The sequence below is a fragment of the Cryobacterium sp. M15 genome, from assembly GCF_002929675.1.
Taxonomy (GTDB): domain Bacteria; phylum Actinomycetota; class Actinomycetes; order Actinomycetales; family Microbacteriaceae; genus Cryobacterium; species Cryobacterium lyxosi.
This window is the reverse complement of sequence record NZ_PJJW01000033.1, coordinates 1-25202: the sequence shown is the minus strand read 5'-3', so window position 1 is coordinate 25202 and position 25202 is coordinate 1. Positions and strand designations below refer to the sequence as shown.

At 62.4% G+C, this 25202-nt stretch carries 23 protein-coding genes and 1 pseudogene; 15 read left to right on the top strand and 9 right to left on the bottom strand.

What is annotated here, in order from left to right:
• The first annotated feature begins 5 nt into the window (after window positions 1–5).
• From CXY83_RS05050 to CXY83_RS05035, 4 genes are all read left to right on the top strand, one after another.
• On the top strand, window positions 6–1649 hold the full coding sequence (locus CXY83_RS05050; RefSeq protein ID WP_104196304.1) for a tripartite tricarboxylate transporter permease: 1644 nt from the start codon (window positions 6–8) through the stop codon (window positions 1647–1649).
• Entirely contained in the window at window positions 1646–2848 is a 1203-nt protein-coding gene (locus CXY83_RS05045) for an MFS transporter (protein WP_104196303.1), read from the top strand. The genes CXY83_RS05050 and CXY83_RS05045 overlap by 4 nt, the downstream gene beginning before the upstream one ends.
• Before the next feature lie 5 nt (window positions 2849–2853).
• Entirely contained in the window at window positions 2854–3825 is a 972-nt protein-coding gene (locus CXY83_RS05040) for an NAD(P)H-quinone oxidoreductase (protein WP_104196302.1), read from the top strand.
• A 443-nt stretch (window positions 3826–4268) separates the two neighbouring features.
• On the top strand, window positions 4269–5171 hold the full coding sequence (locus CXY83_RS05035) for a hypothetical protein (RefSeq protein WP_104196301.1): 903 nt from the start codon (window positions 4269–4271) through the stop codon (window positions 5169–5171).
• 199 nt (window positions 5172–5370) lie between these two features.
• On the opposite strand, the gene CXY83_RS05030 is transcribed toward CXY83_RS05035, so the two are convergent.
• Together CXY83_RS05030 and CXY83_RS05025 are read right to left on the bottom strand one after the other, a co-directional pair.
• Window positions 5371–5805: a hypothetical protein gene (locus tag CXY83_RS05030; protein WP_233200610.1), complete on the bottom strand. Its 435-nt coding sequence runs from the start codon at window positions 5803–5805 to the stop codon at window positions 5371–5373.
• Window positions 5802–6200, bottom strand: a complete 399-nt coding sequence (locus CXY83_RS05025; protein WP_104196300.1) for a VOC family protein — start codon at window positions 6198–6200, stop codon at window positions 5802–5804. Before CXY83_RS05025 ends, CXY83_RS05030 begins: the two co-directional genes overlap by 4 nt.
• Before the next feature lie 85 nt (window positions 6201–6285).
• Between CXY83_RS05025 and CXY83_RS05020 the strand changes: the two genes are divergently transcribed.
• Window positions 6286–7230: a YafY family protein gene (locus tag CXY83_RS05020; protein WP_104196299.1), complete on the top strand. Its 945-nt coding sequence runs from the start codon at window positions 6286–6288 to the stop codon at window positions 7228–7230.
• A gap of 269 nt (window positions 7231–7499) precedes the next feature.
• On the opposite strand, the gene CXY83_RS18540 is transcribed toward CXY83_RS05020, so the two are convergent.
• Together CXY83_RS18540 and CXY83_RS05010 are read right to left on the bottom strand one after the other, a co-directional pair.
• On the bottom strand, window positions 7500–7985 hold the full coding sequence (locus CXY83_RS18540; RefSeq protein ID WP_369831129.1) for an HXXEE domain-containing protein: 486 nt from the start codon (window positions 7983–7985) through the stop codon (window positions 7500–7502).
• Window positions 7986–8155: 170 nt separating this feature from the next.
• Window positions 8156–9103 carry an IS110 family transposase gene (locus CXY83_RS05010; protein ID WP_233200608.1) on the bottom strand — a complete coding sequence of 316 codons (948 nt, stop codon included), beginning with the start codon at window positions 9101–9103 and terminating at the stop codon, window positions 8156–8158.
• 76 nt (window positions 9104–9179) lie between these two features.
• On the opposite strand from CXY83_RS05010, the gene CXY83_RS05005 reads away from it, so the two are divergent.
• The 4 genes from CXY83_RS05005 to katG all read left to right on the top strand — a co-directional run bounded on the left by CXY83_RS05005 (window position 9180) and on the right by katG (window position 13581).
• On the top strand, window positions 9180–9818 hold the full coding sequence (locus CXY83_RS05005; protein WP_199184892.1) for an IS30 family transposase: 639 nt from the start codon (window positions 9180–9182) through the stop codon (window positions 9816–9818).
• Between the two features lie 174 nt (window positions 9819–9992).
• Complete coding sequence (locus tag CXY83_RS05000) at window positions 9993–10235, top strand: hypothetical protein (RefSeq protein ID WP_146069858.1); 243 nt, start codon at window positions 9993–9995, stop codon at window positions 10233–10235.
• Between the two features lie 102 nt (window positions 10236–10337).
• A complete protein-coding gene (locus CXY83_RS04995) occupies window positions 10338–10844 on the top strand; it encodes a GNAT family N-acetyltransferase (RefSeq protein WP_158251837.1) in 507 nt (168 codons plus the stop codon).
• A gap of 424 nt (window positions 10845–11268) precedes the next feature.
• On the top strand, window positions 11269–13581 hold the full coding sequence (katG, locus tag CXY83_RS04990) for a catalase/peroxidase HPI (RefSeq protein WP_104196295.1): 2313 nt from the start codon (window positions 11269–11271) through the stop codon (window positions 13579–13581).
• 706 nt (window positions 13582–14287) lie between these two features.
• On the opposite strand, the gene CXY83_RS04985 is transcribed toward katG, so the two are convergent.
• The gene (locus tag CXY83_RS04985; protein ID WP_104196294.1) at window positions 14288–14572 is read right to left on the bottom strand and encodes a hypothetical protein; all 285 of its coding nucleotides are present in this window, start codon (window positions 14570–14572) and stop codon (window positions 14288–14290) included.
• 338 nt (window positions 14573–14910) lie between these two features.
• On the opposite strand from CXY83_RS04985, the gene CXY83_RS04980 reads away from it, so the two are divergent.
• Window positions 14911–15990, top strand: a complete 1080-nt coding sequence (locus tag CXY83_RS04980; protein WP_104196293.1) for a hypothetical protein — start codon at window positions 14911–14913, stop codon at window positions 15988–15990.
• A 291-nt stretch (window positions 15991–16281) separates the two neighbouring features.
• Here the strand turns inward: CXY83_RS04980 and CXY83_RS04975 are convergent, their stop codons facing one another.
• Window positions 16282–16773, bottom strand: a complete 492-nt coding sequence (locus tag CXY83_RS04975) for a MarR family winged helix-turn-helix transcriptional regulator (protein ID WP_104196292.1) — start codon at window positions 16771–16773, stop codon at window positions 16282–16284.
• A 44-nt stretch (window positions 16774–16817) separates the two neighbouring features.
• Here CXY83_RS04975 and CXY83_RS04970 point away from each other — a divergent pair, with 44 nt between their 5' ends.
• Together CXY83_RS04970 and CXY83_RS04965 are read left to right on the top strand one after the other, a co-directional pair.
• Window positions 16818–17720: an EamA family transporter gene (locus tag CXY83_RS04970; protein WP_233200606.1), complete on the top strand. Its 903-nt coding sequence runs from the start codon at window positions 16818–16820 to the stop codon at window positions 17718–17720.
• Between the two features lie 572 nt (window positions 17721–18292).
• The gene (locus tag CXY83_RS04965; RefSeq protein WP_104196290.1) at window positions 18293–19294 is read left to right on the top strand and encodes an alcohol dehydrogenase catalytic domain-containing protein; all 1002 of its coding nucleotides are present in this window, start codon (window positions 18293–18295) and stop codon (window positions 19292–19294) included.
• Window positions 19295–20091: 797 nt separating this feature from the next.
• On the opposite strand, the gene CXY83_RS04960 is transcribed toward CXY83_RS04965, so the two are convergent.
• Both CXY83_RS04960 and CXY83_RS04955 read right to left on the bottom strand, forming a co-directional pair.
• Complete coding sequence (locus CXY83_RS04960; RefSeq protein ID WP_233200604.1) at window positions 20092–20505, bottom strand: hypothetical protein; 414 nt, start codon at window positions 20503–20505, stop codon at window positions 20092–20094.
• A gap of 128 nt (window positions 20506–20633) precedes the next feature.
• Window positions 20634–21239, bottom strand: coding sequence for an RNA polymerase sigma factor (locus tag CXY83_RS04955; RefSeq protein ID WP_104196418.1), 606 nt, complete (start codon window positions 21237–21239; stop codon window positions 20634–20636).
• A 410-nt stretch (window positions 21240–21649) separates the two neighbouring features.
• On the opposite strand from CXY83_RS04955, the gene CXY83_RS04950 reads away from it, so the two are divergent.
• Complete coding sequence (locus CXY83_RS04950) at window positions 21650–23074, top strand: GntP family permease (protein ID WP_104196288.1); 1425 nt, start codon at window positions 21650–21652, stop codon at window positions 23072–23074.
• Here CXY83_RS04950 and CXY83_RS04945 read toward each other — a convergent pair.
• Entirely contained in the window at window positions 23058–23837 is a 780-nt protein-coding gene (locus CXY83_RS04945; protein WP_104196287.1) for an IclR family transcriptional regulator, read from the bottom strand. The two genes, CXY83_RS04950 and CXY83_RS04945, sit on opposite strands and share 17 nt — an antisense overlap.
• Before the next feature lie 46 nt (window positions 23838–23883).
• Between CXY83_RS04945 and CXY83_RS04940 the strand changes: the two genes are divergently transcribed.
• Both CXY83_RS04940 and CXY83_RS18535 read left to right on the top strand, forming a co-directional pair.
• Window positions 23884–24993, top strand: coding sequence for a tartrate dehydrogenase (locus CXY83_RS04940; protein WP_104196286.1), 1110 nt, complete (start codon window positions 23884–23886; stop codon window positions 24991–24993).
• A gap of 66 nt (window positions 24994–25059) precedes the next feature.
• Window positions 25060–25131 (top strand): annotated as a pseudogene (locus CXY83_RS18535) (recombinase family protein); the annotation flags it as partial.
• Window positions 25132–25202: the final 71 nt, after the last annotated feature.

The window sequence follows — 25202 nt, the reverse complement described above, 5'->3', positions numbered from 1 at the left end:
CCGCCATGCTAGATGGCCTGTTTATCGGCTTCGGAGTCGCGCTCGACCCGATTAACCTTCTCTACGTCTTCGTCGGGGTTGTGATCGGCACCGCGATTGGCGTTCTGCCCGGCCTCGGCCCAACCGCCACGATCGCCCTGCTACTCCCGCTGACCTACGCGCTCGACCCTGCCACCGCCATCATCATGCTCGCCGGCATCTATTACGGGTCAATGTACGGCGGCACCATCACCTCCGTGCTGCTGCGCATGCCGGGCGAGGCTGCGTCGGTCGTCACGACGTTCGACGGCTACCAGATGGCCAAGCAAGGTCGAGCTGGCCCCGCGTTGGGCATCGCGGCGATCGGATCGTTCATCGGCGGCATCGTCTCAGTGATCGGGCTGGCAATCTTCGCCCCGATGCTTGCTGATGCCGCGCTCGCTTTCGGCCCCGTGGCGATGGTGGCGCTGATGGTGCTCGGCCTGTTGCTAGTGACCTCGTTGGGCATGGGCTCGTCATGGAAGGCGCTCGTGATGGCGGCAGTCGGGCTCCTGCTCGCGACGGTCGGCCAGGATCAGATCAGCGGCATGCCGCGTTTCAACTTCGGCTCGGCATCGCTGCTTGACGGCTTCGACTTCGTCGCCATCGCGATGGGTCTGTTCGGGGTCGGTGAGATCCTGCACAACCTCGAGCAGGGCGGTCACCTTAACAAGATTGCCAAGAAGGTCACGAAGATCATGCCGACGCGCGACGACGCGAAGCGGTCGGCGATGCCGATCGTGCGTGGCTCACTTCTGGGGTTCTTCATCGGAATCCTGCCCGGTGGTGGTGGCGTGCTCTCCTCGCTCGCCTCTTATTCGCTCGAGAAGCGCGTCGCGAAGCATCCCGAGAGATTCGGCAAGGGCGCCATCGAGGGGGTCGCTGGTCCGGAGACCGCCAATAACGCATCCTCCACCTCGGCCTTCGTGCCGCTGCTGGTGCTCGGAATACCGTCGAACGTGGTGCTCGCGCTCATCTTCGGCGCGCTGCTCATTCAGGGCATCACGCCCGGCCCCAGCCTCATCCCGAACCACCCTGAGATCTTCTGGGGCGTCGTGGCGTCGATGGTGATCGGCAACACGATGCTGCTCATCCTCAACATGCCGATGGTGGGCGTGTTCGTGCAGCTGCTGCGGGTGCCGATGGGTATCCTCGTCACCTTCGCCATCGCGATCGTACTGATCGGCACATACTCGATCGCCAACGATCCCTTCGACATCTGGCTCGTGCTGGGCTTCGGCATCCTCGGTTGGCTCATGAAGCGCACCGGATTCGACCCCGGCCCCCTGGTGCTAGCGTTCGTCCTCGGCCCGATACTTGAGGCCTCGGTGCGGCAGTCGCTTCTCATCTCCGGTGGAGACTTCACCGTCTTCATCAGTGACCCTATCGCCATCACGATATACACGCTGATCGCCGTCGGCATCGCCTTCGCTACGATCCGCAGATTTACGAAGGGTCGCCCGTCGGTCCTTGAGCAGGCCCGTAACATCCCCCCAGTCACCGGTCTGATCGAGCTCGTCCGCAGCAGGCGCGACGCGAAGACGAGGACGACCACGGACGCATCGGCCGACGCGGCCGCCTACACCGCGACGGGCGAGGGTGAGCACGCGGACAGCACGTCGAAGCAGTGAGACCGGACCGTCGGGAGCGCCGGCTCGTCGCAGCGCTCTTCGTCTCTGGGTTCGCGACCTTCTCGCAGCTGTTTGACGCGCAGGCGATCCTGCCGAGCCTCGCTCGCGACCTCGAGATAACCAGCGCCACCGCGGCCCTCGCGGTCTCGGCGACGACCACCGGTATCGCCTTGTCAGTGCTGGCGTGGGCCTGGCTGTCGGATCGCATCGGTCTCACGGTGGTCATGCGTATCAGCCTGATCGCCACCACCGTTTCGGCGCTTGCCGCGCCCTTGGCGCCAACTTTCGAGCTGCTGATCGCAATGCGAGGCATCACAGGGATCGCGCTCGGCGGCATTCAGGCTGTCGCCATGGCGCTGCTGGTCGAGGTGCTGCCGCGGCACCGCGTGCCGACTGCTGCTGCCGTATACATCACTGGCAATACCGTCGGTGGAGTCACCGGCCGCCTGATCGCCGGCCCGGTGAGCGAATTGCTGCACTGGCGGATCGGTCTGCTCATGGTCGCGGCGCTCGGAGTCGTCGCCTGCGTGCTCTTCTTGGCCCTCCTGCCACGCGGATTAGAGGAGCGCATCAGCCGTCCCGCATCGTTCCGCTCGGCGCTGGGGCACGTCGGTCATCACCTCTCGCGCTGGACGACCGCCTCGATCTATGTGCAGGGATTCCTGATCATGGGCTCGTTCACCGCTGTCTACAACTACCTCGGCTTCCACCTCACCCGCGAGCCGTTCTCGGTACCGGCCGCGCTGGCAAGCCTGTTCTTCCTCGTGTACTTTGTGGGCGCATTGAGCGCGCGCGTGGCCGGTGAGTTGGCCTCGCGCGTCCCGCCGTGGTTCGTCGTCCTGTGCGGTGGTGCTTCCGTCGCGGTCTCGGCACTTCCGATGCTTTCTGCGAGCGTAGAGATACTGCTAGTCGGAATCACGCTGCTCACGATCGGCACGTTCATGGCGCACCCGATGTCCAGCACGCTCTCGGGGTTGGAAGCTGGCCGCGGGCGTGTGCAGTCGACGGCGCTCTACCAGCTGAGCTGGCTCACAGGCGCTGCCGTGTGGGGATGGTTTGGTGGCGTGTTGTACGACCGATACGGATGGGCCGGCGTTGTCGGGTTGTCGACAACGCTCGTGATCGCGGCAGGCGGCATCGCCGCCAGCCGGGCGTGGGCGACCAGGATGGGTTTGAGTGGGCAAGGGAGCAGGGCGTGAAGGCGATGCAGTTCGAAGTGGGCGGACCGTTGACGTGGGAAGATGCGGCGGAGCCGGCGGCGGCGGCGGGTGAGGTGATCGTGGAGATCGCCGCGACGGCTGTGAACCGTGCAGACCTCATGCAGCGGGCGGGCAGGTATCCGTCGCCCGCGGGGGAGTCGAACGTCTTAGGGCTAGAGTGCTCAGGAACGATCGTCAAACTTGGAGACGACGTCGAGGGCTGGGCCGTGGGAGGGCGGGTGTGCGCGCTGCTCGCGGGCGGCGGATACGCCGAGCGTGTCGCGGTGCCGGTGACGCAGCTCCTGCCGGTTCCTGATGCGGTCTCACTCGAGGCGGCGGCGGCTCTGCCCGAGGCTGTCTGCACGGTTTGGAGCGCCCTGCGCGACGCGCCCGAACCAGGGGCGGGCGGGCTTGCCCTCGTGCACGGGGGTAGCGGCGGCATAGGCACCATGGCCATACAGCTGCTTCGTGCTCGTGGCTACCGAGTCGCTGTTACCGCCAGCGCCCGCAGCCACGAGCTCTGCCGCTCACTCGGGGCTGAGTTTACGATTGACTACCGCGACGAGGATTTCGTTGATGCGGTTCTCGCGGCCACCGACGGGGTCGGCGCGGAGTACATCCTCGACGTCATCGGTGCCGATTACCTGAGTCGGAATGTTGATGCGCTCGCGCTCGACGGGACGCTCACGGTGATCGCCGTGCAGGGCGGCACGAGGGCGGATGTCGACCTGCGCAGGCTTATGCAGCGCCGAGTCACGCTGCGCGCGATGACGCTACGGGCGCGACCGCGCGTGGGTGGCCGCGGCTCCAAGGAAGCGGTGATCTCGCAGGTGCGCGATCACGTCTGGCCCCTCATCGCCGCCGGCTCCGTGCGGCCGGTGATCGGTGCGACACTGCCATTCGCAGAGGTCGAGCGCGCGCACGAGCTGATGGGCTCGGAGCAAGCGCCCGGCGGCAAGATCCTGCTCGTGCGCTGACGCGCCGGTCGTCAGAAGTGACGCCGCCCTCCTCAGATGACGCTTACCCCTTGGGTGGTACACGTGCAAGGCAAGGCAAGGCAAGGCAAAGGAAGACTTGACGCGCATACGTATATTCAACGTTTATTGCCTCGCGACCCACCGAGATGACCCGAGGTGTTGAGATAATGGATTCGCAGAAGAGACCCGGATGAAAATTCTCAGATACTCTGCGGGACGTGTCGTATGGGGTTCCCGACTGACACAGAATCGGCGTGCTCGGTTGTTGGTTGGACTCGGCCCAACTGTGCCGCGCTGGCCGGTCCCGCTCTGATACATCGACGTCAGCACGAAATCCCGTTCTCGACGCCTAGGTCCGCAACATGCCATCGGTGGGCCGAGGCCTTGAGGTCGGTTTTGCCCCGCACAATAGAATCGGAAAGACGCTGCGACGAAGGAGACGAATGAACGAGCTGGAGCATAGGGTTCGGGCGCTGTGGACGTTGTTCGAGCCGATCCACGCGGTGACGTATTTCTCGCCGGAGGCGAGGGAGGCGTTCGCAGATATCGGACTCACCCGTTACTGGGACGGATACTTCGCCGGTCGCGCCGCCCCGCTCGGGGCCGTGACCGCCGGGCCGGTGGTGGCGATCTTCAGTGGGTTCGCTCCCTTCTTGGTCGAACGGGTGCTGCCGGCTGTGTGGTCGACGGTGACGGCGAACCGGGTCCTTGACGCGCGATCTCGGGGTGCAGCGGAGACGTTGCGAAACTTCGTGCCCGACGAGCGATCTGTCACCGAAGCCGCTGACGTACTTGCCCAGGCTGCGGCTCGTATCGACACCATAGGCCGACCACTCGCGGCGGCGAACAGCGCTCTGCCGGTGGAGTCGGATCCGTATCGCCGTCTCTGGCAAGCCGCGGCCACTCTTCGTGAGCATCGCGGAGACGGTCATGTGATCGCACTGGTCGAGGGAGGGATCGCGGGCATCAGCACCATCGTGTTGCGCAGCGCGGTGGACATCGACGCGACGAGCGTGCGAAAGGCGCGTGGCTGGACGGAGGAACAGTGGGCAATCGAAGTCGACGAGCTCTCGGCCCGCGGGCTACTGGCCGGCCAGGGCCAGATCACCGAGAAGGGCACAGCGGCACTCGATCGCGCCGAGCAGGTGACCAACCGATTGGCCGTCCGTCCGTGGAGCGGAGTGACCGAGGACGAGATCGCGGATGTCGCCCGAACGCTTGCGCCCATCGCAAGAGCGTGCCAAACGGTCTTTCCATTTCCGAACCCGATCGGCATGCCCCAGCCGTGGGACCCGAATCTCGATCCGAACGCGTCCTCCGTCCCGAGGTCGCCGCGCGCGAATTGAAAAGGTTCATCGACGGGGACGGATCATGATTCGTTGGGGGCGGATCGTCGTCCCGGTCACCGTTCGGCATACGGCATACGGCATACGGCCATTGCATTCGAACCAATTTACAAGTGTCGCGCGGCGCAATCATGGAGTTATGACGCGCACGGGCGCCGCGTTAATCATGGCCACCCGAGGGCAGAACAGCGCACCCGGCTCAGAGATTGGGCAGGGATCCGTAGCTGTTGTTGTAGATCTTGCCGTTCTTCGGGTGCGTGAACTTCAGCCCTGCCCACGTGTCGTCAATGCGCAGGCATGTGCTCTCGACGAGGCCGTGGTTATATCCGATCTCAATGACCTTCGGCAGACTGAGACCTGAGCCCAGCTTCCGCGCCTTCGGCCAGGAGAGCCACAACATGCCCGACGGCTTCAGATGGAGCTTCAGTGTTGGAAAGATGTCGTGCATCTCGGATTGAGTCACGCTGAACAAATGGATGCAGTTGAAGTCACCCTCGAGATCCTCACTGACCTCCAACTCCGGAAGTCCGATGGCCTTCAGGGTCGACGCAGGGGCGTTCACAAAGTGGGCCAGCGCGCCCTCTTTGATTCCCATCTTCTCAGCGACAGACCGCGACATGACATCTTCGCTCATTTCCCGGAAACCTTCTTGAGCACCTCGAGATAGTGCGGGTTACACATAATCCCCAGGATATTGCCGAAAGGATCGACGACGGATCCCGTCACAAAGCCTTCACTGCGGTCAGTCGGCGGTTGGTATTCGGTCGCCCCCATCGACAGTAGCTTCTCGAATGACCCCGGCAGGTCGTCCACGTGCCAGTGAATGATCTCCCCGGCCGACCCGTCTGGTACTGGCGGCGCGTACGACGCGTCAATGATTCCAAGCTCGTGCTGATAGTCGCCAACCCTGAACTCCACATACCCGGGCATCTGAAAGTACGGGTCGATACCCAGCAGCTCGCTGTACCACTTGCGTGCCGCCTCCAGATCGGCGGCGAAATAGCTGACGGTAGCGAAGCCTCGCAACATGTGATTTTCCTTCCGATTCACGTGATGTCAGTCTCCACCAGTAAAGTGCTCACCTTCTGACTACTTTGTTTGCGACAATTGATTCATGCGCGCAGATCGCCTCGTCGCCACACTCCTGCTGATGCAGGCGCGGGGACGCGTGACAGCGAAGGAAGTAGCTGCTGAGTTTGAGACATCCGTCGCTACGGCGAGGCGTGATCTCGAAGCGCTGTCAGCTGCGGGAATTCCCGTGTACCCACAGGTCGGCCGTGGCGGTGGGTGGCAACTACTCGGCGGTGCTCGCACCGACCTGAGCGGGCTCACATCGGCTGAGGCGCGTGCGCTTTTCCTCCTGGTCGGGCCAGCCGCGTCCGTAGTCCCAGAGGCCAAGTCGGCGCTCCGCAAGCTTGTGCACGCCCTTCCCGACAGCTTTAGAACGGATGCCGAAGCGGCGGCAGAGGCCGTCGTGCTTGACCCCGCGCGGTGGGGCCGGCCCCACCGCGCACAGCCACCACTCGTGACCGAGCTCCAGGCCGCTGTCATACAGCGCCGGAAGGTACGCCTGAGCTACCGGGGTTGGGACCGCGACCCGGTCGAAAGACTCTGCGACCCGTGGGGCCTGGTCGAGAAGAGCGAGGTGTGGTACCTACTCGGCGGCGTGGATGGCGCCCAGCGCACATTTCGCATCGAGCGGATCATCTGGGCAGTTGTCACAGAAGATCCCGCCGACCGCCCGGACGACTTCGACCTCGCAGAGGCATGGGATACCGTCGTACGCGACGTGAACGAGCAGCGCGAGAGCGCATCCACGATCGTGGTCACAAAAACCTCGATATTGCCCTTCCTGCGTGAACAGTTCGGCGAGCTGGCAGTGGAGGACACCGCGATCGACGACCATCGAGCCAGGGTCCGAATCAGTGCGCCGGCCGAAATCATGCTCGCACGTGGCCTCGCTGGATGGGGTGAATACATTGACGTTCTCGAGCCGGCATCCGTGCGCTCGGAACTCATGCGCCTCGGCGCCGCGCTCGTGGAGCGCAATGGGCCGTAGGCCCGGGACCCGCCGCACTCACAATGCCCGTTGAGCGTTGAGCGTTCGGCTTGCGGGCTTGCGGGCTTGCAATTCTCCTGCCGGCCGTAAGACGAAATAGCGATCAGTTGCGGCGTTCCCGTCTGCTCGGTGGGCGTTCTCGTCTGGGAGCTTCACGCGCGCGCTCGCATCTGTCCCGTTCGCTCCTGCAGACTTCGAACAAGTGCCTCGAAAATTGGGTAAGCGGACGATGCCCGAGTGAGGTTTGGCTGACGCCGAAGCCGGATTTGTTACGTACGTGGGATTCGTACCCGCGGGCAACCCGCTCCGAGGACGAGGCGTGAAACGACATGTGAAACTATGACCGCGGCGAACAAAAGCGCACCGCCACGTACGGTGTCAGACGGCAGGAGCGGCGAGCCGCCTCGACGGAGTTGAGCCCGGGCTACTCGCGCCCCGGGCAACATCACCAGGGGTGCCGTTATGAGCCCAGCGGTGTAGCTCTTGAAGGAGATCGAAGTCGCGACGTGCGTGACCACATGAGCTTCCAATCCCGCTAACACCGCTCGGTAGAGACGTGATCTTCCTTGGGTGCGTGCGCCGCGAACGCAGGCCGCGCCAACAAGCCCTCCCATGAGCGCGATGGCGAGTCCAGATTGCGCCGGAGAAACTACCACCCGGTCGGTGCCCAAACGTGCGGCGAGCAGCCTGGACGTGGCCGGGAAAGTGAACACTTCTTCCACGTCGTGCACAAGCCAAGCGGCGAAGAGTGCCACCGCAGCAATTCGGGTTCCAGTTGGCTCGATCGACACAACGAAATCATATCGGTCCCCGCCACTCGAACTTTTTTGGGGTGCCGCGCAAATCTCGTGCCCGTTCGGAGCCCCGCAGGGGGTTCGACAGTCGGGACCCTGTGCGGTCGATAGGGTCGCGGAATGGACACAATTCAACGAAGGCAGTACCGGTGGGCGGCCGGGGTTGCTCCTAGTCCAGAATCGGCGTTCTCAAAATTACGGAGGTCTCCACCGATGTTTGCGAGGAAGGTTGCGGCGAGTATGGGGCCGAAGCCGGGCATGCTCTGCAGGATCTCGGCGTTCTCGTGCTCGTTGTATCGGGCGGTGATGGTCGCGTCGAGTTCCACCAGCTCCGCGTCGATCGCGGTGATCACGGCGGCCAGGCGCGACACGAGGGTGGCGGCGACAATCTCGGTGCGCAACGTCGTTTCTTGCTCACGCGCGGCGTCGATTGCTTTCTGGGCGACGGTGGCGCTGTTGCGGCAGCCGCGGGCTTTCAACCATGCCGCCAGACGCGTCACTCCCATCCGGCGAAGCGCTCCGGGCCTCTGGTAGGTCGATAAGAGCGTGAGAGCGGCTTTGCTTTTGGAGTAGTCGAACGCGCGCTCCAGCGCAGGGAAGTACTCCAGCATGGTCGCGCGGAGCCGATTGATTGCGCGCACCCTATCGTGGATGATGTCCAGGCGTCGAGCGGTCAGGAGTTTCAGGTCAACGCTGATCTGATCACCATCGCGAACGGGTTGGAGGTCGGTGCGCATCCGTGCCTGGTCGGCGATGATTCGGGCATCTTTCGCGTCTGTCTTGCCGTCACCGCGGTAGGTCGCAGCCGCGTGGTGAATGATTCTGCCCGGGATGTAGAGCAGTTGCTGGCCGTGATCGACCAGCAGGGAAATCAGGAGAGCTGCGCCGCCTGAGTTCAGATCCGTCGCCCATACGACCTCGTGTCCATCGGCAATCTCGGTGACCGTGGCGATGATCTCGAGCATCACGGTCTCGTCGTTATCTATCCGTTGGGAGAGAAGTATCTCCCCGGTCTGGTCGATCACGACGCAGTGATGCGCCCGCTTTCCTGAATCGATTCCCGCCCATACTGCTGGCATCTGAAGGTTCCTTCCGTCTCGTTGATAGCAGTTTCCCTGTCGATAACCACGCCGGCACGTCCTTACCCAGCGATTAATGTCGCAATTCTCAATCAGCGGTCCAGTCATCTGCGGGCAGCGGGCGGCCATTCCCAGTGAGCCGTTTATGCGGCAAGGCGATCTCAGCCATACCCGCCACCCGAGGGTGATCGACACACTACGACAGTCCCGAAATCACCGACCACAACAACGTAAGGAAGGAGATCTGATCTTGGGATCACACTGCCGGTCGGCGATCGCTACGTTGGTGGAGCGTCAGACCCGGTTCACAATGCTGGTCCACCTCCCCGGCGATCACGGCGCGATCACGGTTCGCGAGGGGCTGTTGGCAGCCATTAAAAGTCTCCCCGAACACTTGGTTAAGACTCTGACGTGGGATCAGGGCACCGAGCTGGCCCAGCACCGGCAGATCACGCTGGCCACCACGATAGCGATCTACTTCTGTGATCCGCATTCACCGTGGCAGCGGGGCACCAACGAAAACATCAACGGGCTGCTGCGCCAATATTTCCCCAAAGGCACCGACTTATCCGTCCATTCGCCCGAGCGGCTACTCGAAGTCGCTACCGAACTCAACAATCGCCCCCGCAAAACACTCGACGGCATCACACCCGCTCAAGCCATGCAACGACTATTATCAGAGCCAGAAAAGCCCATCGTTGCGACGACCGGTTGAATCCGCCCCCCTCACCGGGCATTTTCTCAGGCGGGGTATACGGGCATGGAGTGTCGCGAAACTCTCCGAGGAACTGTTGGTATTCCCTGCGTGTTTGGGTGTTCCGGTCGCCGTCCGGCTTACGGGCAGTCGCATGAGCGACACGCAAATTTCTCCGAGCGTATGCTCGGCTGCATGGGTTCGATACCCCCGATCAGCAAGACGCGAAGCACCGTCATCATCCTGGCGGCCGCGGTCCTCGCTGTCGCCGGCCTGGCGCAAGTTTTGCTTCGGATCGCTGAGGGGGAGGGCGAGCCGGGTGACATATTCGTGTTGGTACTCGGTGCCATTCAGTTCATCTGCGGGCTAGCGGCGTTCATCCATTACGGTCGTCGCCGCTATCTGCAAAAAGTTTGCGCTCGACAAGTCTCAGGATGACTCGCCTGAAAGCTAGCGCGCGATCCGCCAAAAGCAACCCGTGAGGGTCCGGCTTACGGCACCCTTCGTCAAGCTACATTCGGAGTCATGTGGAGGACTTTTGTGCGACAGGCGACGGCCGACGACCTGGAGTTTCTTGAAGCGATCGAGAATGAAGCAGATGCGCTGATCGCGACCGTGTTCTCGATAGTCGACTGGCGGCCTGCTCCTTCCTATGCGACGCCCTCACTGCAGAGTGGCTTCATCCTCGTAGCCAGCGAAAATCCGGGATCGGCCCCGATCGAGTTTGCCCATGTCCTCGAAGTCCCTAGCATCAGTCATCTCGAGCAGCTGTGGGTTATGCCGTCGGCGGCACACCGCGGGCATGGGCGCGCGCTCGTCGAGGCAGTCAAGAGCGAATCACGACTGCGCGGATGCAAACGGGTAACCTTGCGAACGTTCACGGACGTTCCATGGAATGCGCCCTTCCACTTGATCTGTGGTTTCATCGAGCGTGATCCCGATTCTGATTTTCTTCGTGATCTGTCAGCGGCAGAGCAACAGCGGGGACTTGGGTACGGCCGGCGTATTCAAATGAACTTCGACCTGACTGATGAGCTGCCCCGATAACCGTTCCCCACTAGGAGCCTCTGGCGGGGGTGCTCCCAGGTCACCGCGAGCGGAACACGATTCGCGGAAATCAAGCTCTCGACAGCCCCCATCCTCCGTCGTCGGTTTCACCGGGCTTCGCACCGCCCGCACCGCAGCAATCGGCGCAGGGCTTTATTTGGTTTGGCCGTCGTGCGCTCGGCCACCGCACCACCGCCGTGTAGAAGTCAGTCACTTTCTTGGCAGGCCACGCGCACCTTGCGGGAATACGATCTCTCTCTATCGGGCTTCCCGTCACGTCGGCAGCCCGCGACGCACCGCCTCACAGCAGCGTCGAAGCATCGCTGCACCACAGATTGACGCCGCTGCGATGCGGCGGCTAATCGTTAAATTGTGACCCCGACGACACCGTTTCTCATCCAGCTAAAGCACACAGGGAGCATCAATGAGCACTGACGACCAGACCAACACATGCAGTTTCCACATGAGCGGTGCGCTGCCAGCAGGTGGCGACCACCTCGGTGGCACCTTCGGTCAGTCGCCGACCCTGGACAGTTGGTACCCGCAGCGTCTCCGGGTTGAGCTTCTCCACCGGAACGGCGTAGACGCCGACCCGCTCGGCGTGGACTTCGACTACGCGGCGGCTTTCGCCACGATCGACCTCACGACGCTCAAGTCGGACATCAAGCGACTGCTCACCACATCGGTCGACTGGTGGCCGGCGGACTACGGCAACTACGGTCCACAGATGATCCGAATGGCGTGGCATGCCGCCGGCACGTACCGAATTGCCGACGGCCGTGGCGGAGCGGGCACCGCGATGCAGCGGTTCGCACCAATCGGAAGCTGGTGGGACAACGCCAACACCGACAAATCACGACGACTCCTACAGCCGATCAAGCACCAGTACGGTAACGCTCTGTCGTGGGCCGACCTGATGGTCTTGACCGGCAACTGCTCCCTCGAGTTGATGGGCCTGCCGACGTACGGCTTCGGTGGTGGACGACTCGATGCGTGGGAACCGGACGACGGCACCTGGTGGGGCCCGGAGGTCTGGAACCCGCACGCGGTCGCGAGCCCTGACGAGATGGTGAGCCGCGACGAACGCTGGCATGGTCAGAACGGCGACGCGGGCTACGACTTGCAGAGCCCCCTGGCCGCGTCGCACCAGGCGCTCGTCTACGTCAACCCTGAGGGGCCCTATTCGAACGGCGACCCGCTGGGCTCAGCACGCGACATTCGCATCACGTTCACGCGGATGGCGATGAACGACGAGGAAACGGTGGCATTGATCGCCGGTGGCCACGCGTTCGGTAAGAGCCACGGCCAGGTACCCGCATCCGACATCGGACCATCACCCGAGAAAGCCCCGATCGAGTCGATGGGGCTCGGTTGGCACAACCCGGTGGGTACCGGCAGTGCCGAGCACACTTCGACCAACGGCATCGAGGGCAGCTGGTCTCCGAACCCGACACAGTGGGACAATACCTACCTCGAGAACCTGTTCGCGTACGACTACGAGCAGACGAGAAGCCCGGCCGGCGCGCTGCAGTGGACACCGACTGACTCGGAGGCGCCGAAGACTCCGGACGCCCACGTACCCGGTCAGATGTACCCGCTCATGATGATGACCTCGGACATCGCACTCAAGGTCGACCCGGAGTATCGGGCCATATGCGAGCGTTTCCTGGCCGACTTCGATCTGTTCACCCTCGCGTTCTCGAAGGCCTGGTACAAGCTCACGCACCGCGACATGGGGCCGAAGCACCGGTACCTCGGCCCGGAGGTCACCATCGCCGACGACCTGCTCTGGCAGGACCCGCTCCCGGACGCAGCAGGATCCTCACTCGACGAGGCCGACGTGGCAGCGCTCAAGGTAGCCGTCCTCGCGACCGGGCTGTCCGTGTCCGACCTCGTCTACACGGCGTTCTCCGCCGCCTCGACCTACCGCGACAGCGACAAGCGCGGAGGGGCGAACGGTGCCCGCCTGGCCTTGTCGCCGCAGAAAGACTGGCCGGTCAACCGACGCACCGTCCCAGTCATCGACGCGCTGCGGAACGTGCAGGCGGCTTTCACGGCGACGTCGGGCGGACGGGGGGTGTCTCTCGCCGACCTCATCGTCCTCGCCGGCAGCGCCGCCGTGGAGCAGTCGGCACGGGCGGCAGGATCTGACGCCAGCGTGCCGTTTACGCCAGGCCGTGTCGACACGACGCAGGAGTTGACCGACATCGAGATGTTCGAGTGGCTGCGACCCATTGCGGACGGGTTCCGCAACTTCGTGTCCGAGCGCTTCGAAGAGTTTGCTCCGGGCGTCGCGCCCGAGGCGGCATTCCTCGACAAGGCGAACCTGTTCACTCTCACCGCACCGGAGTGGACCGTCCTGCACGCCGGGCTCCGCGTGCTCGGCAGCAACTGGGACGGGTCCGACGTGGGTGTGCTCACGGATCACGTCGGAGCCCTGACGACCGACTTCCTCGTGAATCTGACCGACACCGACCTCATCTGGACGAAGGACGACGAGACCGCGATGACCTTCACTGGTCGGGTTCAGGCGACCGGCGAGGCTCGCTGGAGGGCCTCCCGGAATGACCTGGTATTCGGTTCGAACGCGCAACTGCGGTCGATCGCCGACGCCTACGCGGGCAGCGACGGGCAAGAGCGGTTCGTCCGCGAATTCATCCGCGTCTGGTCGAAGGTCATGATGCTCGACCGCTACGACGTCAAGGGCCACAAGCGTTACGGGGCGATGGCCGCCTGACCCCGGAGGTCGCGTCCCGGCGAGCTGACGGCGTGGAGGCACGGCGCGGTCACGCGCTGCGCCTCCACGCCGTCGAGGCCTTGACCGAACGACGCTTGAGGCCGCGAGCCGAACGTTGCACGGATTGATCAGGCTGGGGACGGCCAAGGAACCTCCGCGGGCAGCACGTGGTCGACCACACTCGCACCTCGACGGCCTGCGAGGGTGGATGGGCCGCTATGCCCTGGAAGCCGATGCCCCCACTCGTAGAGACGCCGGCCGGATTTGCTTTGGCCTCGGGTCGCGCGAGGGTGCCTCTGATGTTCTCTGTGGCGGCTCGTAAGGCCTGAGCCTTCCGGGGTCATGTCCCGCTGAGGAATGCGCACGACCGGTAGAGGTTCGGCTTACGGTCACTTCTTACCGCTATTTATCCACCCAGCTGTGGACCCATGCCGTCGTTCTTTTAGGACGAATCTTCTTTAAGACATTTGCAAATAAGTTATCTGTGCCGGCCGCGGCAACTAGACACTGGCCTTGGAAGGCTGATTTGGCTGACCAGGGCGAACCACGTTCAGCCTGCCGGTACAGGCCCCTGGGCTTGGATGCGGCGCCGCCCGACGGCTATCAGTTCGTTCCTGGTGCTTCACCGACTCGCTTAGCCGCGGCGTAGCCTTATCGCTAGCGAGGATTCGAAAAACCTCCATCAGGTAAGGCTGTCTGCCGAAAGCTAAACGATGGAATCAGGGGTAGTGTCTGGCACCAGCCCGAGCCACCGCACCGAGTTGGCATTCTCGACTAGTCCGTCTGCCCAGCCCTCCTGTCGTAACACGGCGGGTCCTTTCGGCTCTGATATCTCGCTCGTGTAAGCGGCGCGGGCCAGTTTCGCTGCGTCCTCAGTACCGAAAAGCACGGCGTAGCTGTCCAGGTTCCAGAATCTTCCTAGCAGCGCACCTCCGTCTTTCACCGTGTAGAGAACGACGGCACGACCGTCAGCGGCCTGTCCGCCAGCCACTCAATCTTTCTCCGGAGCTATTCGTGGTGTCTGCTGCAACTGCTGCCGGATGGTGCGCAGGAACAGCTCAACGTCAACGGTCATGTTGTGAGTCGATACCCTTGGGTGCGTACGACCAAGTTGTCGTCACTGTTGGAGTTTCAGAGGTTCGAGACGCCGAAGCCGGCTTTTCCGTGCCAATAGCCCGGTCCACCCAGGCTGGGCAGGAAAGCGCGCCGTCGGGATTGACGCAGTAGGCCGTAGTGATTCCCACAACGGCATTCAGGGTGACCCCGTAGGATCGCCCCGCCCTTACCGTCCTCGGTGACCGCGACGGCGCGTTGGCTGACCCGCTGGTCATGAGCGAGATGCAAAGTCGGTTGGATGGGTTGAATGAATGGTCGCGTTTGTCAGCCGTCAGCAGCGACAGGGAGACTGATGAGGAGGACCTCATCCAGTCTGTGACGCTGCTGCTTCATCGAGACGACGGCATTACCTGGCAGCAGGGCGACGCAACGATGACCGTTCGGGCGGGGTGGTATTACTCGCCCGAGCAGGATGGGTATGGCCGGAAGACGATCGTAGACGACAACGTGCATATCGAGAGCACCTTCGGCTCGAGACCGACGCCCTTCTGGGAACACTTTGTGGAACAGCGCAAGGTCGCGAACCTGATGGTCTTCCTCTTCGGGCGACCACTGTCGTTCCGCGAGCATAAGCTGCGCGATGACCTTTTTGCCTCGCGGATGATGGACGGGCGTATCCACGCGCATCCGCTAACCGAGATCATCAGTCGGCACACCTGCCAGGAGCGGCGCACCGAAGTTCCGTCCAAGAAGGATCTAGGACATCCGATCGCGCACATGGCCCAGATCGGGGCCGAGGGACTCGCGACATGGTCGGAAAAATACGAGACTTGGGAGCGTTTCATTCTCCCTAGCGTGAGCGTGTTGGGTCGACCTGGGAGGTTCATCGAGGATGTCGTCATTTCAACTTCGATGAGCATGGAAGCGGCCGGCGGCATCCTTGGTGAATGTGCCGGCGAACGAGTGACGTGGAGCCGAGGGCGCATCTCAAGACCCACGACTGCGACGTACGTCTATAGATGCCTAGACGCGCTGGCAGTGCTGTGGCCCGAGCGCATTCGCGACCGCGTCGGGCTGTCGCGAGCTATTGCCAACAACTACAACGATGTCAAACACTTTGACCGGGGCGAATTCCCTGACCACGACGAGTCCTACGTCGTAAGCGAGGTCAACCAAATGGTCGTACGCCTACTGGCGATCTACATAACCGGCCGAAGCGAAGAGCTTCTCTCGTCATATCGTGAAGGCAACAATCTCTACACGATCAAGCAGGTGCTCGACGGGTACGGACTCCGAGTTGACGAGACCGGTCGTTGGCATCGCGACACCGATGACGTGCCTTCCGACCAATAGGCAGCTTGCTCGACCTCATCGACGCATCGATCGCTGAGAATACGAAAGGTCGGAACAGCGACCAGCCATCGATCAGCTTGGGCTCGCGGTTTCGTGCGCAACAAATTTCCACCTTCCCGCGAGCCAAACGTGCGGGATTCGGAGCCCTGAGGAAACTAATACGCTGCCTCCACCGCGTGTACGACGCCTGCCCCAGAAGACGTTCGTCCAGCGGGACTGACCGTGGTTGCATCGTCTGTGAGGGGGACTCGAAGACATGGTGGTCGAAGAATGCTTATCCGGACAGGGAAATCATCCGTCAATGGCTGCGGTGCTGAGCCGTTGAAGGAGGTCCGCGAGCAGTGTCTGCTCCGCGAGGCTGAGGACGGCTGTGATGGCGCGCTCGGTCTCGAGGTGATCTGGCAATGCCGTCTCGATAAGATCTTTTCCAACATCGGTGAGCGCGACGAGTGTGCCACGGCCGTCGTCGGGGTTTGCCTGGCGCACGACAAACCCCCGACTCTCCAATTTGTTCAGTCGCTGGGCCACTGCGCTTGTTGAAATCATGGCCTCACGTGCCAGCTCCAGCGGGGCGATCCGATAGGGGGCACCGCTTCGCAGGAGGGTTGCGAGCACGTCAAAGGAAGCAGCGTCCAAACCGTGCTGGGCGAACGTTTTAGCGAGTCGCGATTCCACGACGAGGGCGGTGCGACTTAATCGACCGACGACGGCCATCGGTGATACATCAAGGTCGGGCTTTTCTGTATTCCACTGTTCAATGATTCGATCGACTTGATCCGGCATTAAGTCATAGTACCAATTGGTAAGCACTTAGGTATAATAACTAAGTGCTTAGCAATCGAACTTTTATGTTGATGACAACAGCTTTGGCCCCGACGCTTTGGGGCACAACCTACCTGACAACCACGATGCTGCTGCCGGAGGATCGGCCGCTGCTCGCGGCTACGTTGCGCGCACTGCCGGCGGGAATCCTCCTACTCATGCTCTGCCGAACGTTGCCACATGGCGCATGGTGGTGGAAATCCTGGGTCCTTGGCATGCTCAATATCGGAGCGTTCTTTGCGTTGCTCTTCATCGCGGCCTACCGACTCCCGGGCGGTGTGGCCGCAATCATCGGCGGGCTTCAGCCACTTGTCATCGCCCTTCTTGCCAGCCGCGTGCTCCACGAACGATTGACAGGCCGGGTGGTCATCGCCGGCGCTACCGGCCTATTCGGCGTAAGCCTCATCGTGCTCCAGGCCCAAGCGCGCCTCGACACCATCGGCCTCCTGGCTGCTCTTGGCGGAACCCTTTCCATGGCATCCGGGATCGTGCTCACCAAAAAGTGGGGGCAGCCCGCGCCCCCACTCACGACCACTGCATGGCAACTCATCGCAGGAGGCCTCTCCCTCCTGCTCTTCATGCTCCTGATCGAGGGCCTTCCCGTTGCTCCCATGACACCCCTGAACGTTGTCGGCTACACCTATTTGTCGGTCATCGGCACCGCGTTCGCCTACGTCATGTGGTTTCGTGGAATCGCACAGCTTGCGGCGAGCACCGCGGCTTTCCTTGGCTTACTCAGCCCCGTCGTGGCCATCCTCCTCGGCTGGGTAATCGCCGGCGAAAACCTCACCCCAATGCAGATAGCCGGGATCGTCATCGTCCTCAGTTCAATCTCCGTCGCCATCATTTCCAAACCCGCACAGACTGCCCGTGCCTCGAAAAGACTTGCCGATGAGCCTGCCCGTTAGCGGTCCCCCTGCGGGCCGCAGGCGCAGCCGGCCTGAGGCGGCAGGATGTTTGGCCGTGATCGGTTCTGCGTCGTCTAGGCCACTCATGACTGGCAGACTTAGGCCGTGAGCTACTCCGACATCCGTTCGGCTACCCAGGCGGGGCAGCAGGAGGACACACGGCTGACTGTGTTGTGGCGCAGGCCACCGCTGAGCGGTTGCGTCGTGTGGGACCGATCCCGACCGGCAGGTTCTGCAGGAGTAGCCGTGTGCCGGCTCATCTGCCCGGTAATCCACGATGGCCTGAGCGACGGCAACCGGGGAATCCTCAGCGAGGATGTCTACACAAGCGGAACCCTGCTTGCGCATAAGAAAATGATGTCGGTTCGCAGGCAGTGCAGTTGCCCTTGTCGAGCTTAAGCGTAAGGTGTTTTTGAGAATGCCACCTACTCCAATGTTCCATTCTGGACTACAGCCCTCCGTCCTTTGGAAGGTCTCCCGGAATACCGGCGATAGCATCCGTTTGTCAGGAAGAGCCGTCAGAGTGCGTGTAAACAGAGGCACCAACGGTAATCATGAAAGGATTCGTCATCATGAAGGTTGTACGATTTTCTGCCCCCAATACTGCCTTGGAGTTCGCCGAGTACGATCTTCCCGACGTTCTGCCCGGACATGTGCTCGTGAAGGTCGCGGCCAGTGGTGTGTGCCACAGCGATGTCATGCCCGCCGCAGGCATGGCTTCGTCCTATCCCCGTGTTCCCGGGCATGAGGTTGCCGGGACCGTCGAGACCCTTGGGGAGGGCGTCTCGCAGTGGTCAGCGGGCCAGCGTGTGGGGGTGGGATGGTTTGGCGGAGCCTGCTTTACATGCACCCCATGCAGGCGCGGGGACTTTGTTTCATGCATCGTGGGAAAGGTCACCGGACTGACCGCGGACGGCGGCTACGCTGAATATCTGCTCGCCCCCGCCGATGCCCTTGCAGCCGTACCTGACGCTCTCGCATTCACGGATGCGGCTCCGCTGATGTGCGCCGGAGTGACCACGTTCAATGCTTTGCGTAACAGTGGTGCTCGGGCCGGGGATGTCGTCGCTGTCCTGGGACTGGGCGGTCTGGGTCACCTCGGGGTCCAGTTCGCGGCCAAGATGGGTTTCGAGACGGTTGCGATCGCACGCGGCGCCGAGAAGGAAGCATTCGCCCGCGACCTTGGCGCCCACCACTACATCGACAGCACCATCAACGATGTCGCGGCGGAATTGAAAAAGCTTGGCGGCGCGCGCGTCGTCTTGGCCACCGTTACCGATGCCCACGCCATGTCTGTAACTGTCCCCGGACTCGAACCGAGGGGACAGCTAATCGTAGTCGGCGTCCCGCAGGAGCCCCTTGCTGTGAGTGCCGTGGACTTGGTACTCGGTAGTCGTTCCGTAGCCGGGCATGCCTCGGGAACAGCGAAGGATTCAGAGGACACTCTCCGTTTTGCCGCCCTGACCGGCGTTCGCCCGATGATCGAGACCTATCCGCTTGAAAAGGCGGCTGAAGGCTTTGACCGCATGATGTCTGGTGACGCCCGATTCCGCGTGGTCCTAACCGTAGATTAACGAACTGGTAGCCGCTTTTACCGTCGGCCTCGGTGAGGCGGGACCGGCGTTTTTTGGGGGCTACCCGGACTGACTGATCAAGGGTGGAATGGCAGTTGCTGTCAGCGATGGATGTGGGTGGCTTGTGAATTCGTCGAGTATCCGACGCTGAGGTTGGGGCGATTTATAAAATCGTCAAATATCTGACGCTAAGAGGTTATGGGGGGGGGTGGCGTTCGGTAACGATCGTTCGCCAAACATTCCGGGGCAGGGTCAGCAATCCTAGAAACACGCAGCACCTGAGGTAACGCGTGGCGTTTACCCACCACGCTGCACCCGGCCATGACGTCAGTGACGTGAGACCTTGAAAAAGGAGGACTTCCAGTGCTGAGTGGAGATGTTCAACGTCTCACTTTCACAACGGAGGTCCGTAGTCACACATTGATGCCAGATTAAACGTTCGCCGCGACCGCACTCGATGCCATCACTGACCAGCCAGGAACTCGAACGCACCCAAGCCGGCTTTGCGGCTGTGCGGGCCACAGGGTACCTTCCCGGCCGGAAACGCATCATGACTGACAGTAAGATCCCTGCAGCAATACAGCTGCTCGATGCCGGTACGACACCACGCGACGTTGCGCGTGACCTGGGCGTCTCCATCCCTTCGCTGTTTGGGTGGATCCCCGCACAGGGGAGGCCGTAATTCCAGGTGCGTTTACACCGACCGAAACACTATTGGCCCTATTTTCGGTTGGCGTTAACACGCCGCCAGGAAACACGTCGTCGTGGGTAGTTTCGGTCATGGCATTTGTTTGTTTCTACTTGGCTCGTTCCGCCAGGCCGAGGCGACCGCAGACGTCGGACGCGCCGGGGATCACGGCGGCCATTCCATTGGACATGACACAGACCGTGAGCGGTTCGGGGACAGGGTAGGAAAATGATCGGTCAACGGGATCTGAACGAACGCCGCTCTCGATACTTGCGTCCAGGGCATGCTGGGTCCAGAGGTCTGAGCACGCGGCCAGGGCGTCATTGATTGACACCGGACCCCCTTCGCTGTCGCCGATGGTGCCCTCGAGGCTGGTCACGCGAGCACCCGGGAATTCCCCCCACATGTTGAGCTCCGCTCGAGCGAAGCAATTGATGTGATCGGTTCTCGTCACCTGCGCTTGGACGGCTACGACGGCACCGGCAGTCAATACGAGGGTTCCAATGACTGCGGGGACGACCATCCGAACGCGTCGAGCACGACGAAGTCTCAGATTCTCTGGCGTTCCTGGTTCGGCAATGTTCACAAGGAGGGCTCGGATCGCCGCACTGCGGTTCGCAGTGAAGTGCGGTTCCGTCGGCGTGTTGTTCATCATGTGCTTTCTCCCACAGCTGATGGGGATGGTTGGATCGGGTTGTACTCGGTGAGGACGAGAGCGAGGTGTTGTTTTGCGCGGAATAGCCGGGATTTGACGGTGCCCGAAGGTATTCGAAGAAGCTGGCTGACGTCCGTCATCGACAGGTCTTCCAGGACACACAGCAGCAGTATCTGTTGGTCTTGGGAGTTTAGGTGCGCAAAGGCGCGCTGAACCGTGTTCCCTGTGGAGCCGAGGTCGATCGCGTCGAGCACCGCTTCACTGTGGTCAGGCACAGAATCCGGCGGTGGAAGCCGTCGGAGAAGTCGCTGATGTCGGAGACCGGACCGAAGTTGATTCCGGGCCACGTTGTGAGTGGTTACAAGGAGCCACCCGAGGATGGACTCATCAACGAACCGAACTCGTGTTCTGCAACGCCAAGCTTCGAGGAACACCATCGCAGTAACATCCTCAGCCTCCGCCTGTGTGCGGACCAGTCGAAGGCTGTGAGCAAAAACCCGATTTCGGTGGCGGTCAAACAGGACACCAAACGCGCGTCCATTCCCGCCGCGGACGTGCAACCACAGCGCGGAGTCTGTGGCGTGGGAATCAAAGGTGTCCATACTCAACAATGTCCGGCATGGAGGCATTGGTTCCATCCAATCCGCGTGCAAACCGAACTTCAGAAAGTGGGCTATCCACGTAACTGCCGCGATCATCGCGCACACGCTTTCTGGGTGTCAACCCTGCGACGAGGCAATGGATCTCTTTGATGTGATCAGGAATATCGGACTCCCACCGTGGTAGTTACTCCGTTTCGTGAGATAGGGCCATGTAGCAGAGCCGGAAACCCTGAGCGTGTTACGTAGTCCGTTTCGTGAGCTGACCTCTTCATCGTCGATGGCGACTGCGTGGCGGTCGGTTTCACCTGGGTGGGACATTCGACGACAGGCGACTTTGACGGCATGGGCATAAAGCCATAATATGAGTTTGCAACTCACATACTGAGTTCTCAACGATGAGGAGAAACGCTATGGACGACTGGGTAGTAATCGCAGTGACCGCTGGGGTGATCGTCGCAATGGTTGTGTTGATCGTCAAAGTGCACCTGAACCCGGCCGTGGCATTGGTTATCGGTGCCGGTGTGATCGCCCTCGTCGTCAGCGGGAATGTGGCGGAATCGGCCAGTATCGTCACCGGCGGATTCGGCGAGATCATGGCCGAGATCGGACTGCTCATCGCGTGGGGCGTGCTCATCGGTGCCATTTTGAGCGAAGCCGGGGCCATCCAGCGCCTGGTGGAAGGGCTTTTGCGAATCTTCGGGGCCCGCCGAGCGCCCTACGCGTTCGCGACGACTCTCGCTGTGGCGCTGCCCTCGATCTATATCGACGTTTTGCTCGTCATGAGCGCACCTTTAGGGCGACGGATGGCGGCACGCCTCGGTCGCACCGGCACCGCGCGGGTTGCCACCGCCATCGCCGTCGGACTCGAATGCGGCATCGTGATGATCGTGCCGGGCGTGGGCGCCCTCGCCCTTGCCGGGCTTCTCGGCGTGCCGCTTGGCATGATGCTGCTTGTCGGCGTAGTGGTCACCGTGCCGACGATCCTCCTGACACTCTTCGTGATGTATTTCGCCTATGACCGTGGTTTCTGGAATCCCGAGCGCGATGAATCCGTGACCATCATCGACACGGAGGCTGACGAAGACGCCGACGATGAGTATGCCACCCGGCCGGCGACAGGCTACACCTCAGTCATCGCAACGGTCGGCGCCCCGCCCCGCGCGCGGACCCGTGTGCAGCAGTCGACCCGCGAGCCCGCTCTTGCGCTGCTCTTTGGGCCCATGATCGTGTCGCTGCTGTTCGTTGCCACCGGTGCGATTGTGCAGGCAACGGATGCTGACCTCGGCCCGATCAGCATCCTCTTCGAGCCGGTCTTTGCACTGCTGGTCGGGTTGCTCGGCACGAGCCTCGTTGCCCGGCTCACCATCGGCGGCGAACGAGTCGAGAAGGCTGTTTCCCGCGGCTTCCGGGAGTCGGGTCAGATCCTCATTCTCACTGGCGCGGGAGGTTCCCTTGCGGCGGCCGTTGCATCGACGGGCATCGGCGAGATTCTGGGCTCACTGTTCACCACCACGACCGTCGCCCCGCTGCTGATTGTTTGGGTCGTCGCCGCAGTGCTTCACATGGCTATCGGATCGGTGTCGATTTCGGCCATCACTGCCGCGGGGTTGCTCGCCTCCGTTATGAGCGAGATCGACGTTGCTCCGGTGCTCGTGGCCCTCGCCGCCGCCGCCGGGTCCCTCTTCGCCGTGCACGTCACCTCGAATACGTTCTGGCTGCTTCAGAGCTCGCTCAACCAGTCCACCCGCGGCACGTTCAAAACCTGCACGCTCGCGGTATCCGTCGCCTCCGTGATCGCACTCGGCCTCACGATGCTGCTCAGTTTGGTGCTGTGATCGCCGAACCGAGTGCTTGGCTCAGACGGGCGCCGGCCGCGACCACCGACGGAGTGAGGTGGGTGACGACATCCGGTGTCATGCGCGAACTCGGACCGAGCAGGCTCAGTGCCCCGAACAGCGAGCCGCCGTGTTGGAACACCGGTACGGCGACACTGCTCACCGACGACGTGCGTTCGCCGACGGTGTACGCAAAGCCGCGCTCGCGCACGGTGACGAGGGATCGGCGCAACTCGTCGACATCGACAATCGTCTCTTGCGTCAAGGCGGGCAGCGGATGCTCGAACACCCGGGTCGCGAGCTCGTCGTTCCACGCCAGCAGCACCCGGCCGGAAGACCCGACGTTCACCGGCGTCACCTCGCCGAGGGCGATCACCCGTCGTACACTGTGCCGACTCTCGGCCATCGCGACGCACACGCGCAGCTCGCGCGTGGAGATGAACAGGCACGCGGTTTCACCGGTCTCATCTCGCAGGGCCGCGAGCACGGGCTGTGCCAACTCACCCACATCGAGACCGTGGAAAGCGGATGCCGCCCAGGTCGCCATGCGCAGACCGATGCGAAATTGGTCGCCGTGGCGGTCGAGAAACCCGCTCTGCACGAGATTGGCGACCAGGCGTTGCACCGTCGACGCCGGCAGCCCGGTCGCGGTGCGCAGATCGGCCAGCGACCGCTCCGGTGTCGAAAACGTGAACGCGTCGAGGATGGTACTGATTTTCGCCAGCACGAGCAACGGACTGTTCGACGCTACTTTGCCTGCCATTCCGCGAGTTTATCGGTATCCCCAACCACTCATCAAAGGAGAACCCATGTTCGATGCATCACGACAGGACAGCACTGTGTCCCTGGCCGACAACGGGACCGTATCGGAGGCTACGTATTCGCTTGCGCTCATTCCCGGTGACGGCATCGGCGTCGACGTCGTGGCCGCCGCCCTTGTGCCGTTGCAGGCGGTAGCTGACAAGCATGGTTTCGCGGTGCGGCAATCGACCTTCGACTGGTCGTGCGCGCGCTACCTCGAGACCGGATCGATGATGCCCGACGACGGGCTCGAGCAGCTGAGTGGGCACGATGCGGTTCTTCTCGGGGCGGTGGGGTGGCCCGCACAGGTGCCGGACTCGGTATCGCTGCATGGGCTGCTGCTGCCCATCCGTCAAGGATTCGATCTCTTCGTGAATATGCGCCCGCACCTGTTGCTTCCCGGCATTACGGGGCCGTTGCGCAAATCTGAGTTCGATATTCTGGTGATTCGAGAGAATACCGAGGGTGAATACTCCGGTGCGGGCGGACGCGTGCATCAGGGCACCAAGATCGAGGTCGCGGTTGAGACGGCGATTTTCACGAGGGCCGCAGTCGAGCGCATTCTTCGCTATGGGTTCGAGCAGGCGCGCTCGCGCTCGGGTCGACTCGCTTCGGTCACCAAATCGAACGCGCAGAAGCACACGATGGTGTTCTGGGACGACGTGACCGACGAACTCGCCGCCGAGTACCCAGACGTGACCGTCACGCGGTACCACATCGATGCCATCGCGGCTCGATTCGTGACCCACCCGGAGACCCTGGACGTTGTTGTGGCGTCCAACCTGTTTGGCGACATTCTCTCCGATATCGGAGCGGCCATTCAGGGCGGACTCGGGTTCGCCGCGTCAGCAAACATCAACCCTGACGGCGGTTTTCCGTCGATGTTCGAACCTGTGCACGGATCGGCGCCCGACATCGCTGGCCAAGGCATCGCCAACCCGATCGCCACCATTTGGAGCGTCTCGCAGATGCTGCAGCACCTGGGGGAGAAGGCGGCCGCAGCCGACCTGCTGCGCGCGCTCGGCACCGTCACGGCCACGCCCGAGCGGCTCACCCCCGACTGCGGCGGCACCGGAACCACCGACACTGTCGCCGCCCAGGTCGCCGCCGCCCTATGACCTGCGCGGCCGCCGGATCGAGCTTGTCGAAATCTCGCGGTCGTTTGCGCCTTCACTGCTGACGACCGCGGTATCGGCCTTAAGGTGCTCACCGGCGAGGGCGCCGCGATCGACACAACGACTAAGCAGGCGGGAAAGACCGCACTCGCGAGTGCAGTTCCTCCCGCCTGCTCGTCCATGTAGCTTTGTCGAACCCCGGGTTTGGTGAA